General features: G+C 68.5%; 17 protein-coding genes. 5 read left to right on the top strand and 12 right to left on the bottom strand.

Features of this window, described 5'->3' with window-relative positions:
• The first annotated feature begins 9 nt into the window (after nt 1-9).
• Together ABQF13_RS22435 and ABQF13_RS22430 are read left to right on the top strand one after the other, a co-directional pair.
• Nucleotides 10-381: an ArsR/SmtB family transcription factor gene (locus ABQF13_RS22435; protein WP_448395000.1), complete on the top strand. Its 372-nt coding sequence runs from the start codon at nt 10-12 to the stop codon at nt 379-381.
• Nucleotides 378-773 carry a Fur family transcriptional regulator gene (locus tag ABQF13_RS22430; RefSeq protein WP_448394999.1) on the top strand — a complete coding sequence of 132 codons (396 nt, stop codon included), beginning with the start codon at nt 378-380 and terminating at the stop codon, nt 771-773. The genes ABQF13_RS22435 and ABQF13_RS22430 overlap by 4 nt, the downstream gene beginning before the upstream one ends.
• Here the strand turns inward: ABQF13_RS22430 and ABQF13_RS22425 are convergent.
• The 3 genes from ABQF13_RS22425 to recO are packed head-to-tail and all read right to left on the bottom strand — an operon-like array spanning nt 762 to nt 2,899.
• Complete coding sequence (locus tag ABQF13_RS22425) at nt 762-1,187, bottom strand: hypothetical protein (RefSeq protein WP_448394998.1); 426 nt, start codon at nt 1,185-1,187, stop codon at nt 762-764. The two genes, ABQF13_RS22430 and ABQF13_RS22425, sit on opposite strands and share 12 nt — an antisense overlap.
• 22 nt (nt 1,188-1,209) lie before the next feature.
• Nucleotides 1,210-2,109, bottom strand: a complete 900-nt coding sequence (locus ABQF13_RS22420) for a decaprenyl diphosphate synthase (protein ID WP_448394997.1) — start codon at nt 2,107-2,109, stop codon at nt 1,210-1,212.
• The gene (gene recO, locus ABQF13_RS22415) at nt 2,042-2,899 is read right to left on the bottom strand and encodes a DNA repair protein RecO (protein WP_448394996.1); all 858 of its coding nucleotides are present in this window, start codon (nt 2,897-2,899) and stop codon (nt 2,042-2,044) included. The genes ABQF13_RS22420 and recO overlap by 68 nt, the downstream gene beginning before the upstream one ends.
• Nucleotides 2,900-2,962: 63 nt before the next feature.
• Between recO and ABQF13_RS22410 the strand changes: the two genes are divergently transcribed.
• Together ABQF13_RS22410 and ABQF13_RS22405 are read left to right on the top strand one after the other, a co-directional pair.
• Nucleotides 2,963-4,453 carry an amidase gene (locus ABQF13_RS22410; protein ID WP_448394995.1) on the top strand — a complete coding sequence of 497 codons (1,491 nt, stop codon included), beginning with the start codon at nt 2,963-2,965 and terminating at the stop codon, nt 4,451-4,453.
• 10 nt (nt 4,454-4,463) lie between these two features.
• Nucleotides 4,464-5,015, top strand: coding sequence for a CAP domain-containing protein (locus ABQF13_RS22405; RefSeq protein ID WP_448394994.1), 552 nt, complete (start codon nt 4,464-4,466; stop codon nt 5,013-5,015).
• Between the two features lie 4 nt (nt 5,016-5,019).
• Here the strand turns inward: ABQF13_RS22405 and era are convergent, their stop codons facing one another.
• The 8 genes from era to hrcA all read right to left on the bottom strand — a co-directional run bounded on the left by era (nt 5,020) and on the right by hrcA (nt 12,352).
• Complete coding sequence (gene era / locus ABQF13_RS22400) at nt 5,020-5,934, bottom strand: GTPase Era (RefSeq protein ID WP_448394993.1); 915 nt, start codon at nt 5,932-5,934, stop codon at nt 5,020-5,022.
• 85 nt (nt 5,935-6,019) lie between these two features.
• Nucleotides 6,020-6,337 carry a cytidine deaminase-like protein gene (locus tag ABQF13_RS22395; protein ID WP_448394992.1) on the bottom strand — a complete coding sequence of 106 codons (318 nt, stop codon included), beginning with the start codon at nt 6,335-6,337 and terminating at the stop codon, nt 6,020-6,022.
• Nucleotides 6,330-7,622: a hemolysin family protein gene (locus ABQF13_RS22390; protein WP_448394991.1), complete on the bottom strand. Its 1,293-nt coding sequence runs from the start codon at nt 7,620-7,622 to the stop codon at nt 6,330-6,332. The genes ABQF13_RS22395 and ABQF13_RS22390 overlap by 8 nt, the downstream gene beginning before the upstream one ends.
• The gene (gene ybeY, locus ABQF13_RS22385; RefSeq protein ID WP_448394990.1) at nt 7,619-8,155 is read right to left on the bottom strand and encodes an rRNA maturation RNase YbeY; all 537 of its coding nucleotides are present in this window, start codon (nt 8,153-8,155) and stop codon (nt 7,619-7,621) included. Before ybeY ends, ABQF13_RS22390 begins: the two co-directional genes overlap by 4 nt.
• Nucleotides 8,156-8,161: 6 nt before the next feature.
• Nucleotides 8,162-9,202 (bottom strand): PhoH family protein, encoded by a 1,041-nt coding sequence (locus ABQF13_RS22380; protein ID WP_448394989.1) that lies wholly within the window; start codon nt 9,200-9,202, stop codon nt 8,162-8,164.
• A 105-nt stretch (nt 9,203-9,307) separates the two neighbouring features.
• A complete protein-coding gene (locus ABQF13_RS22375; RefSeq protein WP_448394988.1) occupies nt 9,308-10,048 on the bottom strand; it encodes a 16S rRNA (uracil(1498)-N(3))-methyltransferase in 741 nt (246 codons plus the stop codon).
• An 84-nt stretch (nt 10,049-10,132) separates the two neighbouring features.
• Nucleotides 10,133-11,281 carry a molecular chaperone DnaJ gene (dnaJ, locus tag ABQF13_RS22370; protein ID WP_448394987.1) on the bottom strand — a complete coding sequence of 383 codons (1,149 nt, stop codon included), beginning with the start codon at nt 11,279-11,281 and terminating at the stop codon, nt 10,133-10,135.
• 39 nt (nt 11,282-11,320) lie between these two features.
• Nucleotides 11,321-12,352 carry a heat-inducible transcriptional repressor HrcA gene (hrcA, locus tag ABQF13_RS22365; RefSeq protein WP_448394986.1) on the bottom strand — a complete coding sequence of 344 codons (1,032 nt, stop codon included), beginning with the start codon at nt 12,350-12,352 and terminating at the stop codon, nt 11,321-11,323.
• A 146-nt stretch (nt 12,353-12,498) separates the two neighbouring features.
• On the opposite strand from hrcA, the gene ABQF13_RS22360 reads away from it, so the two are divergent.
• Nucleotides 12,499-12,813, top strand: a complete 315-nt coding sequence (locus ABQF13_RS22360; RefSeq protein WP_448395016.1) for a type II toxin-antitoxin system VapB family antitoxin — start codon at nt 12,499-12,501, stop codon at nt 12,811-12,813.
• Here the strand turns inward: ABQF13_RS22360 and ABQF13_RS22355 are convergent.
• Nucleotides 12,796-13,440, bottom strand: coding sequence for a DUF998 domain-containing protein (locus ABQF13_RS22355; protein WP_448394985.1), 645 nt, complete (start codon nt 13,438-13,440; stop codon nt 12,796-12,798). The two genes, ABQF13_RS22360 and ABQF13_RS22355, sit on opposite strands and share 18 nt — an antisense overlap.
• Nucleotides 13,441-13,457: the final 17 nt, after the last annotated feature.

Genomic DNA, 13,457 nt, shown 5'->3' with positions numbered 1-13,457 from the left:
GGCACCATAATGGAAATCGTTTCCACTTTGGCCGACGACGCCGACACCGCCGGCACCCACGACCACAGCGGCGCCCCGTTTCCTGAACTACCGCCCCGCGACGTGCTCGACACTTCCGGCGATTTATTGCGCGCGCTGGCGGCGCCGGTGCGGATCGCGATCGTGCTCCAGCTGCGCGAGTCGGCCCGCTGCGTGCACGAGCTCGTCGACGCGCTGAGCGTGCCGCAACCGTTGGTCAGCCAGCACCTGCGCATCCTCAAGGCGGCCGGTGTGGTCGCCGGTGAACGCTCCGGGCGGGAAGTGATGTACCACCTGGTGGATCACCACCTCGCCGACATCGTCGTCGCCGCCGTCACCCATGCGGGCGAAGGCAAGACATGACCGCAACCGGCGTACGCTCGACCCGCCAGCGCGCCGCGGTCGCCGCGCTGCTCGAGAAGACCGACGAGTTCCGCTCCGCGCAGGAACTGCACGACGAGCTGCGCCGGCGCGGCGAGGGAATCGGCCTGACCACCGTCTACCGCACGCTGCAGCAGATGGCGGCCGCAGGCATCGTCGACACGTTGCGCAACGACAGCGGCGAAGCGGTGTACCGGCGGTGCTCAGACGACCACCACCACCATCTGGTGTGCCGGGCCTGCGGCGCGACCGTCGAGATCCAGGGCCGCGACGTGGAGACCTGGGCCGCCGACGTCGCGCGCGAACACGGATTCTCCGACGTCACCCACACCATCGAGATCTTTGGGCGCTGCGGGGACTGCTCAGCCGACTAGCGCGCGCCGCACGTCCGCGCCCGTCGCCAACACCATGAGGATCAGCGTGCGCAGCGCATCGTCGCTCAAACCTGCGGCGGGAAAGTTGTAGCGCAGCAACACATCTGCGGCTTTCTTGGAGTTACGCTTGGCCCCGGCGGCGATCTGCGCCGGCGCGCTCTTGGTGGCCAGCGACACGGTGCCCAGCAGCGTGTTGTGCGCGTGGTCGGCCACCTTGGCGCGCAGCTTGGCGTCATACGGCAGATCCCACGCCAGCATCTGGGTCAGCGCCACCATCTCGAGCCCCTCGGCGATCGTCACCGTGCGCAGCGACGCGAACGTCTCGTCGTGGTGCACCGTGACCGCGCCGTCGTCCTCCTGCTGTACCGGCAGGATCTCTGCGAGCACCGAGGCGAGCCGTTCCTGCAGCGCCATCAGGCCCTGCCGCTCAAGTACATCATTCGGCTCTGCCGAAGCGACGGTTGCGGTTCACGTACTCCTCACACGCCGCCCACAGATCGCGGCGGTCGTAGTCCGGCCACAGCTTGTCCTGAAAGACGAACTCGGCGTAGGCGGCCTGCCAAAGCAGAAAGTTGCTGGCCCGCTGCTCCCCCGAGGTTCGGATGAACAGGTCGACGTCGGGAATGTCGGCGCGGTGCAGGTGTTTGGCGAACGTCGCCTCGCTGATGCGGGACGGGTTGATCTTGCCGTCGACCGCCTCCTGCGCCAGCGCGCGCGCGGCCTCGACGATCTCGGTGCGCCCGCCGTAGTTCACGCAGTAGTTGATCGTGATGACGTCATTGCCGACGGTCATCTGCTCGGCGATGTCGAACTCCTTGATCACGCTGCGCCACATGCGGGGCCGCGAGCCGACCCAGCGCATCCGCACACCCATGTCGTTGAGGTTCTCGCGACGCCGGCGCACCACCTCACGGTTGAAGCCCATCAAAAACCGCACCTCTTCGGTGCTGCGTTTCCAGTTCTCGGTGGAGAACGCATAAACGGTCAGGTGTCTGATGCCGATTTCGATTGCTCCGCAGGTGATGTCGATGAGGACCGCCTCGCCCATCTTGTGCCCCTCGGTGCGGTGCAGTCCACGCTGGGTGGCCCAGCGCCCGTTGCCGTCCATGACGACCGCGACGTGGTTGGGCACTTGGTCGGCCGGTATCTGCGGGGCGGCGGCCTTCGACGTGTGCTGGGGCGGACGAGCGAACCTGCCGTTTGTACCGGCGGGGATCTCGGGGAAAACGACCGGCCACGTCGACTTGTCGGGGAAACTCGGATAGTCCTCAGGCGCCGGAGGCAGCTGGGGGTAGGTCTGCTTGCGCGTCCTTTGCCCGGCCCTCTTCACTGCCATGGGCCACATCCTGCCCGAACAGGGACACGCGCTGATCGGCCAGGGTCCTATCCACCCGATAGACCCGCTCGACCAGCGGCAACGTCCGCAATTGACGCTCCAGATGCCACTGCAGGTGTGCGGCCACCAGGCCGCTGGCCTGGCTGCGATGCGACGACGTGGTCGCTTGCGCATACTCCCAATCCCCGTCGTGCAGGGCGACCATCAGGTCCAGTACGGGTTGCGGCGGTGTCACCGACCCCGACGGGCGGCAGTGCACGCACACGCTTCCGCCGGCCGCGACATGAAACGCGCGGTGCGGCCCGGGGGCGGCGCAGCGGGCGCATTCGCTCAGCGCAGGCGCCCAGCCCGCGATCCCCATGGCCCGCAACAGGTAGGCATCCAGCACGAGTTCCCGGGGCCGGGCCCCGTCGGCCACTGCCCGCAATGCGGCCACGGTCAGCCGGTGCAGCGCGGGCATCGGCACCCGTTCCTCTCCGGCCAGCCGTTCGGCGGTCTCCAGCATGGCGCACGCGCAGGTGTAGCGGCCGTAGTCGCTGACGATGTCGCTGGCGAACGCGTCGATGGCCTGCACCTGGGTGACGATGTCGAGGTTGCGGCCCGGATGCAGCTGAACGTCGATGTGCGCGAACGGCTCCAGCCTGGCCCCGAACTTGCTGCGGGTACGCCGCACCCCCTTGGCCACCGCCCGCACCAGCCCGTGCTGGCGGGTCAGCAGGGTGACGATCCGGTCGGCCTCGCCGAGCTTGTGCTGGCGCAGCACCACCGCTCGGTCCCGATACAGCCGCATCGTTACAGTCTCCCACTGCATCCGACAGATCTTTGTGTCGCAGCGCCGATATCCTGGTACGTGATGGTCGACACTGCCCGTTTTCCCACTCTCACGCAGCAACTTTTCCAGCTGGCGAGCGGATCTGTGACGTCTGTCGAGCTGACGCGGCGCTCGCTGGACGTGATCGAGGCCAGCCAGCCGACGCTCAACGCGTTTCGGGTGGTCTTGCGGGAGCAGGCATTGGCCGACGCCGCCGCGGCCGACCGTAAACGCGCGGCGGGCGAACAACTTCCGCTGTTGGGGGTGCCGATCGCGGTCAAGGACGACGTCGACGTGGCCGGGGTGCCGACCCGATTCGGCGCCGACGGCACGGTGCCGGTGGCCACTAGAGATGCCGAAGTGGTGCGACGACTGCGCGCGGCGGGCGCGGTGATCGTCGGCAAGACCAACACGTGCGAGCTGGGCCAGTGGCCGTTCACCAGCGGGCCGGGGTTCGGCCACACCCGCAACCCGTGGTCGCGTGCGCACACCCCCGGCGGGTCCTCGGGCGGCAGCGCCGCGGCCGTCGCGGCCGGTCTGGTGACCGCGGCCATCGGCTCCGACGGCGCGGGCAGTGTGCGGATCCCGGCGGCGTGGACGCATCTGGTCGGCATCAAACCGCAGCGCGGCCGCATCTCCACCTGGCCGCTGCCCGAGGCGTTCAACGGCATCACGGTCAACGGAGTGCTGGCCCGAACCGTCGCGGACGCGGCGATCGTGCTGGACGCGGCGTCGGGCAACGCGCCGGGAGATCTTCATCAGCCACCTTCGGTGCGGGTCTCGGATTCCGTCGCGCAGGCGCCCGGCCCGCTGCGGGTCGCGATGTCGACGAAGTTTCCGTTCACGGTGTTCCGCGCCACCCTGGACCCGGAGATCCGCGCCGCGATGGACGCCGTCGCCGCCCAACTGGGCGAACTGGGGCACAGCATCATCGAGGCCGACCCGAGCTACAGCCTCGGCATGTCGTGGAACTTTCTGTCCCGGTCGACGTCGGGGCTGCTGGAGTGGGCTGAGCGCCTCGGTTACGGCGTCACGCTGGACACCCGCACCAAGTCCAACCTGCGGATGGGCCGGCTGCTTTCGGAGAACGTGCTGCGTAAGGCCCGCGCGCGCGAGGCCGCTGCCCAGCGTCGGATGGGCTGGATCTTCAACATCGCCGACGTGGTGCTGGCGCCGACAACCGCGCAACCGCCACCGCCGGTCGATGCGTTCGACGGGCTGACAGGACTTTCTACAGACCGCACGATGATCAAGGCGTGTCCGGTGACCTGGCCGTGGAACCTGCTGGGGTGGCCGTCGATCAACGTGCCCGCCGGTTTCACCTCGTCCGGGCTGCCGATCGGGGTGCAGCTGATGGGTCCGGCGAACAGCGAGCCGTTGCTGGTCTCGCTGGCCGCGGAGTTGGAGGCCATCAATGGGTGGGCGATGAAACAGCCGCAGCCGTGGTGGACCGTCGGGCCTGCCCCGGATCCCGAGCCGACCGGACGAGCCGAACCCGACATTGCGGGGTCGATCTCCGACGAGGTCGCGTAATGTGCCGATCATGAAAACGCGACGCTACGCATACGCGGTTTCCGCACTGGCGGTTGCGGGCGGCCTGGTGTTCGGGACGTCGGTGGCCAATGCCGACAACAAGCGGCTGAACGACGGTGTGGTCGCCAACGTCTACACGATGCAGCACCTGGCCGGTTGCGACACCGACATCAAGATCAACCCGAAGCTGCGGCTGGCCGCCCAGTGGCACACCAACGACGTGTTGAACAATCGGGCGCTCAACGGCGACATCGGCTCGGACGGGTCGACGGTGGCCGACCGCGCGCACCGCGCCGGCTACAACGGTGTGGTCGCCGAAACCGTCGCCATCAACCCGGCGCTGGCCATCAGCGGTATCGAGCTGATCAACCAGTGGTATCACCGGCCCGACTACCACGCGATCATGTCCGACTGCTCCAACGTCGACATCGGCGTCTGGTCGGAGAACCTGATCGACCGCACCGTGGTGGTCGCGGTGTACGGCAAGGGCGACGGCGCCCCGCCGGTGCACGTCCCGGGGCAGCGCCCGTTCGGACAGCCGGGCGCGGGCGCCCCGGGCTGAGGAGCTAAAAGCCCAACCGGCCCAGCTGTTTGGGGTCGCGCTGCCAGTTTTTGGCGACCTTGACCCGCAGGTCCAGGAACACCTTGGTGCCGAGCAGTTTCTCGATCGCCGTGCGCGCGGCGGTGCCGACCTCGCGCAGCCGCGCACCGCCCTTGCCGATGACGATGCCCTTCTGGCTGTCCCGTTCGACGAACAGGTTCGCGCGCACGTCGATAAGGTCCCCTTGTTCTGGCGTGCGGCCTTCGCGGGGGCTGACCTCCTCGATGACGACGGCCAGCGAGTGCGGCAGCTCATCGCGCACACCTTCGAGTGCGGCCTCGCGGATCAGCTCGGCCATCAGCGTTTCCTCGGGCTCGTCGGTGAGTTCGCCGTCGGGATAGAACGCCGGACCCGGCGGCAGCTGGGCCGCAAGCACGCCGGTCAGCACGTCGAGGTTCTCTCCGGTGGTCGCCGAGACCGGCACGATCTCGGCGTCGGGGCCCACCAGCTCGCTGACCTCGACCAACTGCGCGGCCACCCGGTCCTTGGCCACCTTGTCGATCTTGGTCACGATCGCCATCAGCGTGGTGTTGGGTGCGACAGCGCGGATCTGCTCGCAGATCCACCGGTCCCCCGGCCCGATCTTCTCGTCGGCGGGGATGCACAGCCCGATGACGTCGACCTGGGAGTAGGTCTCCTTCACCAGATCGTTGAGCCGCTGCCCGAGCAGGGTGCGCGGCCGGTGCAGCCCGGGGGTGTCGACCAGGATGATCTGAAAGTCGTCGCGGTGCACGATGCCGCGGATCGTGTGCCGGGTGGTCTGCGGCCGGTTCGACGTGATCGCGACCTTGGCGCCGACCAGCGCGTTGGTCAGCGTCGACTTGCCGGTGTTCGGCCGCCCGACGAAACAGACGAAGCCGGAACGGAATTCGGAGCTCACCCCTTGCTCCCGTTGACTCTGCGGTCCCGGCGCGGTTGTGGCGGAAAAGGCCGCCCTGCGCGCAGAGTCAACACCAACGGTGCCGTCATGCGGACTTACCGGACCAGTCGGTGACGAGAACGGTTGCGTCGGCCGACAATTCGCGCACGGCGGCCACGCCGGCGTCGTCGGCGCTTCCGCCGACCAGCACCGCGGCTTCCAGCCCGGTGGCGCCGCTGGACACGGCGGCGGCGACGGCGGCCTGCAGGGCGGTAAGCTGCAGCGCGTCCAGCGCGACGGGTGCCCCGGCGTAGGTGCGGCCGTCGGCGTCGCGCACCGCAGCGCCGCTGGTCGCTTCGGCGCGGCCCATCGCGCCGCGGGCCAGCGTCACCAGCTTGGCGTCCTCGGGGTCGAGATCAGTCATTGCTCTCCTCTGCGGCCGGTTCCGTCCGGCTGACCAGGACGGTACCGATACGCACGCGGCCGCGATGGTCCGGTCCACCCTCGGCGCGCAGCCGTAGCCCGTCCCACGTCACCTCGGCGCCGGGCAGCGGAACGCGGCCCAACTCCAGCGCCACCAGCCCGCCGACCGTGTCGACGTCGAGGTCTTCGTCGAAGTCGATGTCGTAGAGCTCGCCGAGATCTTCGATCGACAGCCGCGCCGACACGCGATACCGCTTGTCGCCCAGGTCTTGCACCGGAACGGTTTCACCTGCGTCGTATTCGTCGACGATCTCGCCGACGATCTCCTCGAGCACATCCTCGATGGTGACCAGCCCGGCGATGGCGCCGTACTCGTCGACCAGCAGGCACATGTGGTTGCGGTCGCGCTGCATCTCCCGCAGCAACTCGTCGAGCGGTTTGGAGTCCGGGACGAACACCGCGGACCGCATCACCTCCGACACCTTGGTGCTGCGTCCCCCGTCGGTGGCGTAATAGGTGCGCTGGACAAGGTCTTTGAGGTACACCACCCCGACGACATCATCGACGTTCTCGCCGATCACCGGGATCCGGGAGTGCCCGCTGCGCACCGCCAGCGACGTGGCTTGGCCCGCGGACTTGTCCGCCTCGATCCACACCATCTCGGTACGCGGCACCATCACCTCGCGCGCCGGGGTGTCACCGAGTTCGAACACCGACTGGATCATCCGGCGCTCGTCGTCGGCCACCACGCCGCGCTGCTGAGCCAGGTCGACGACCTCGCGCAGTTCGATCTCGGAAGCGAACGGCCCGTTGCGGAAGCCGCGGCCAGGCGTGAGCGCGTTACCGATCAGCACCAGCAGCCTGCTGATCGGGGTCAACAGCAACGAAAGCGCTTGTAGCGGAAGGGCAGCCAGCAACGCGATCGTGTACGCGTGCTGTCGCCCTATGGTGCGCGGGCCGACGCCGATGACCACGAAGCTGACCACCACCATGATCGCCGCGGCGACGAACAGCCCCCAGGTCACACCGAGGTGGCCGTCGAGGTACGCCGCCAGCAGCACCGTCGCGCCCACCTCGCAGGCGATGCGCAGCAGCACGATGAGGTTGATGTAGCGGGGCCGTTCGGCCATCACCTTGGCCAGCCGGACCGCGCCGGGGCGTTCCTCGCGCTGCAGCTCCTCGACGCGAGCCGGCGACACGGTGCTCAGCGCGGCGTCGATGGCCGCGAACAGCCCACCGAGACCGACCAGCACGATCGCGGCGATCAGCTGCGCGGTGGTGCTCACGGTTCGTCGAAGTATCGGGAGTTGTCCAGCAGCCTGCGTTCCTTCTCGGACTGGCGATGCTGGTGATAGGACTCGACCTGATCGGCCACCCACTCTTCGAGCAGTTCGCGCTGCAGGGTGAACATCTCCTTTTCCTCATCGGGTTCAGCGTGGTCGTACCCAAGGAGGTGCAGCACACCGTGCACGGTCAACAGGGCGAGTTCCTGGCCCAGCGAATGCCCGGCCGCGACGGCCTGTTCGGCGGCGAACTGCGGACACAGCGCTATGTCGCCGAGCAACGCCGGCCCCGGCTCGGGCGCATCCGGCCGACCGCCCGGTTCAAGCTCGTCCATCGGAAAGCTCATCACATCGGTGGGTCCGGGCAGGTCCATCCACCGCATGTGCAGGTCGGCCATCGCCGCGGTGTCGAGCAGCACCATCGACAGTTCGGCCGCCGGGTGCACGTTCATCTTGCGAATGACGAACCGGGCGATGCTGATCAGTTCGTCTTCGGAGACGTCGATGCCCGACTCGTTGGACACCTCAATGCTCATATCGGGCTACCGTCGTGACCTGTTCCCCGAGGCGCGCCGCTGGGCCCGGTTCAGCTGCGTGGGCTCCTCGTGTCGTGCGTATGCGTCGACGATTTCGGAGACCAGCCGGTGTCGCACCACGTCGGCGCTGGTGAGCTCGGCGAAGTGGATATCGTCGATCCCGTCGAGTATCTGCATCGCGGCGCGCAACCCCGAGCTGGAACCGCCGGGCAGGTCTACCTGCGTGATATCACCCGTCACGACGATCTTCGAATTGAACCCAAGCCGGGTCAGAAACATCTTCATCTGTTCGGCCGTGGTGTTCTGCGCCTCGTCGAGGATGATGAACGCATCTGAGATCGTTCTGCCCCGCATATATCCCAGCGGAGCCACCTCAATTACCCCGGCGCTCATCAGCTTTGGGATCAGCTCGGGATCCATCATGTCGTGCAGCGCGTCGTAGAGCGGGCGCAGGTAGGGGTCGATCTTCTCGCTTAGCGTGCCGGGCAGGAAGCCGAGCCGCTCCCCCGCCTCGACGGCAGGCCGGGTCAGGATGATCCTATTGACCTGTTTGGTCTGTAATGCGTTGACTGCCTTGGCCATTGCCAGATACGTCTTACCTGTGCCTGCCGGGCCGATACCGAACACGATGGTGTGCGCATCGATGGCGTCGACGTAGCGTTTCTGGTTCAGCGTCTTGGGCCGGATCGTCTTGCCGCGCCGCGACAGAATGTCGAGGGTCAACACTTCAGCCGGCGACTCGTTGCCCGCGCCGGTGAGCATGCTCACGCTGTGCCGTACGACCTCGGGGGTCAGCGACTGCCCGCGGCCCACGATCGCCATCAACTCGGACACCACGCGTTCGGCCAGCGCGACGTCGGCGGGTTCGCCGGACAGGGTCAGCGCGTTGCCGCGCACATGGATATCGGCCGCCAGGACGCGCTCGAGCGCGCGCAGGTTCTCGTCGGCGGAACCCAGGAGGCCCACGACGAGGTCGGGCGGAACATTGATCGTGCTGCGTACCGACTCAGCCTGCGACGAGTCAGCGGTCGTCTCGCGGGGCGTCAAGAGGGTTCAGTGCCTGCTTTCTGTGTCCTGGCCTGCTGGTTTGTCAAGAACACCCAGTTTACCGCCGGGCGGTGACGCTTCCCAATGATTAGCCCAGACGCCGGCTCACCGCCACCGCGGCGTCAGCACGCCCAGCGCCCCCAGTGCGACCGCCGCGGCCGTCGACGTCCGAAGCACCGTCGGGCCCATGCGCACCGCTGTCGCACCCGCGCCGACCAGCGCGGCGACCTCGTCGTCGGTGAGCCCGCCTTCCGGCCCGACCACCAGGTACACCGCTTCGGCGTCGGCGACCGGCACGTCGGTGAGCGGCTGGGTGGCCGATTCGTGCAGGACCAGCACGACGGCGTCGCCGGCGGCGAACCGCTCGACCAGCTCGGCCGTCGACACCACGCCGCTGACCTGCGGGATGTGGGGGCGTCGCGACTGCCGCGCCGCCGATCGGGCCACCGCGGCCCAGCGCCGCAGCCCCTTGTCGATCTTGGCTGCGCCGTCCCATCTCGCGACGCACCGCACCGCCTGCCAGGCCACGAACGCGTCGGCTCCGGCTTCGGTGGCCAGTTCGACGGCCAGCTCCGCGCGGTCGGACTTCGGTATCGCCTGCACGACGGTGACCGTCGGCGCGGGCGGGGGCACGAACCGGCGGTCCAGCACTCGCGCGGTCAGCCTGCCCTTGGCTGTCTCCTCGACGACGCACTGCGCCACCTCGCCGGCGCCGTCGCCGAGGTGGAGGTGCTCGCCGACGCGGATGCGGCGCACGTTGGCGGCGTGGAAGCCCTCGTCACCGTCGACGACTGCGAGCTCACCGACGCCGGGCAGCGTATCGACGTAGAACAGCGCGTCGGTCATACGCTTTTTCGCCGAGTCCTGCGCCAGGGTCGCTGGGAAGCCGAAATCACCACGCTGGTGTGGATTTCGCGGTCCACAACCGCGTCAGCGGCCGCTGAACGTCTCGCGCAGCCGGGAGAACAGCCCGCCGCCGGACGAGCCCGCGGCGCCGTTGGTGGAGCGCACCTCGGCGGTGTCCTTGGCGCGGTGTTCCTTCAGCTTGCGCAGCAACTCGATGTCCTCGTGGTCCAGCCGCGACGGCACGACGACCTCGATGTGGGCGTGCAGATCGCCGCGCACCCCGGACCGCAGATGCGGCATGCCGCGGCCGCGAAGCGTCGTCACCTGACCGGGCTGGGTGCCCGCCGGGATGGTGATCTCGGTCGGGCCGTCCAGAATCGCGTCGACGGTGACGGTGGTGCCCAGCGCGGCGTCGACCATCGGCACCGAGATCGTGCAGTGCAGGTCGTCGTTGTCGCGGACGAAAATGTCATGCGGCTTCTCGTGCACCTCGACATAGAGGTCACCGGCCGGCCCGCCGCCGGGGCCGACCTCGCCCTGGGCGGCCAACCGCACCCGCATCCCGTCGCCGACACCGGCGGGGATCTTGACGCTGATCTCGCGCCGCGCGCGCACCCGGCCGTCGCCGCCGCAACGGTGGCAGGGGTCGGGGATCACCTCACCGATCCCGCCGCACACCGGGCACGGCCGCGACGTCATCACCTGCCCGAGCAGCGAGCGCTGCACGGTCTGGATCTCGCCGCGGCCACCGCAGGTGTCGCAGGTGGCGGGGCTGGAGTTGCCGTGGGTGCCCTTGCCGTGGCACAGGTCGCACAGCACCGCGGTGTCGACGGTGACCTGCTTGGTCACGCCGGTGGCGCATTCGGTCAGGTCCAGCCGCATCCGCAGCAGCGAGTCCGAGCCCGGCCGCACCCGGCCCACCGGGCCGCGGGTGGCCTGCCCGCCGCCGAAGAACGCCTCGAACACATCGCCCAGCCCGCCGAACCCGGCGAAGCCGTTGCCCGCGGCGCCCGCGGATTCCAGCGGATCGCCGCCGAGATCGACGATGCGGCGTTTCTCCGGATCGTTCAGAACCTCGTAGGCGACGCTGATCTCTTTGAACCGCGTCTGGGCCTCTTCGTCGGGGTTGACGTCGGGATGCAGTTCACGAGCCAGCTTCCGATAGGCGCGTTTGATCTCTGAGTCACTCGCGCCTCTGCTCACCCCGAGCAGCCCGTAGTAGTCGCGTGCCACGCCTGACCTGCCTGTTCTATGCCTCTGTTGGTGCCGAAACTATCGGCTGCCTAGGACTTCACCGATATAGAGAGCAACCGCAGCGACATTAGCGATAGTTCCCGGATAGTCCATCCGGGTGGGTCCCAACACTCCCATGCCGCCGTACACCTTGCCCGCACTACCGTAGGCGGTGCTCACCACGGAGGTGCCCGACATCTCCTCAGCCTCGGTTTCGTGGCCGATGCGCACGGTCACCTTGCCCGCCTCTTGCTGCGCGGCCAGCAGCCGCAGCACCACGACCTGTTCCTCGAGCGCCTCAAGCACCGAGCGCAGCGAACCGCCGAAGTCGGCGGTGTTGCGGGTCAGGTTGGCGGTGCCGCCAAGCACCAGCCGCTCGTCGCGGTGTTCGACGAGGGTTTCCACCAGTACGGTGGCGGCCCGCCCGATCGCGTCGGACAGGCCCCCGGTGCCGTCGAGCTGCGCCGCCAGCTCCGCGACGGCGGCCGATGCGGCGCCGAACGGTTTACCCTCCAGGGTCTGGCCCAGCCGGTCGCGCAGCTGAACCAGCTCGTGGTCGTCGATGGTGTCGCCGAGCTCGACGATGCGCTGGTCGATGCGGCCGGAGTCGGTGATCACCACCAGCAGTATCCGCGCCGGGGTCAGCGGCACGACCTCCAGACGGCGCACGGTCGACGTCGTCAACGTCGGATACTGCACGACGGCCACCTGCCGGGTGAGCTGCGCCAGCAGCCGCACGGCGCGGCGCAGCACGTCGTCGAGGTCGACACCGGACTCCAGGAACGACAGGATCGCGCGTCGTTCAGCCGACGACAGCGGCTTGACCTCGTTGATCCGGTCGACGAACTCGCGGTAGCCCTTCTCGGTGGGCACCCGGCCCGAGCTGGTGTGCGGCTGGGCGATGTAGCCCTCGGCCTCCAGGACGGCCATGTCGTTGCGGACCGTCGCGCTGGACACCCCGAGGTTGTGCCGCTCGACGAGGGCTTTGGATCCGATCGGCTCCTTGGTGGCCACGAAGTCAGCGACGATGGCGCGCAGCACCTCGAACCGACGCTCGTCGGCACTCCCCATGGTTCACCTCCAATCGGCCTCCAGTTTACGGTCATCAGCAGCGGTGATAGCCGCCGGCGCAGCAGGCATGGCCAACCGCTGCCGTGCGATAACCTTCGCAGCGTGAAGCGGTGGCCCAAAGCGTGCACGCGCAGGACGGCACGGCGGTGATCTTCAGAGGGGTGCGCGAGGGCCGCCCGTACCCCGACCACGGGCTGTCCCATCGGCAGTGGGCCAAGATTCCGCCGCGGCAGATCCGGCTCGATGAGTTGGTGACGACGACGACCGTGCTGGCCCTGGACCGGTTGTTGTCGGAGGACTCGACGTTCTACGGCGACCTGTTTCCGCACGCGGTGCGTTGGAGGGGCGTCGTCTATCTGGAGGACGGGCTGCACCGGGCGGTGCGGGCGGCGCTGCGCAACCGCACCGTGCTGCATGCGCGGGTGTTCGACATGGACATGCCGTTAGCGCAACAGATCTGACCGCATCCACAGCACCAGGGCGCTGAGCAGCTGCCAGAGCAGGATCGTGTACACGCAGGCGCGTTCGACAAGCCCGACCGGCGCGTAGTCGACCGCCCAGTCGTTGTAGTTCTGCAGCATCGCGAAGATCACCATCCCCGCGGTCCCGATCAGCAGCCCGACCGGCCGGTACCACCGAGCCGTAATGGCGCGCGCCACCACCGCCGAACCGGCCAGCGCCGCAGCGTTTCCGCCGAGGATCGCCAGGACCGCGCCCAGCACGTGCAGCCACTCGTAGCCGTTCGTCCACAGCGGGGAGCCGCCGTGCACCACCCCGACCAGGAAGTTACCGGCGGCGTTGAGCGCCACCAGCACGACGAACACCGCGCTCATGCGGCCCCGCACCGCCCTGGCGACCAGCACCGCGCCGAGCAGGAACAGCACACCCTGCAGGTAGAAGGCCGCGTTCATCAGGTGCGCGCGCGGCGACCACGCCGGCACACCCAGCGAGCTGATGTAGTGCTCGGTGTAGCTGTAGCCGGGCAGCGCCGCGGCGGCCAGCGCCTCCAGCACGACGTAGCCCAGCGCCGCGGCCATCCAACACGCCGCGCCTACCCCAACCGTCGTGCGCCGCGTCGCAATTGCCACCGCACCAACCTAGAGCA

Source organism: Mycolicibacterium sp. XJ879 (genome assembly GCF_053483935.1).
Note: the sequence above shows the minus strand (reverse complement) of the source record. Positions and strands in the feature narration are given on the sequence as shown.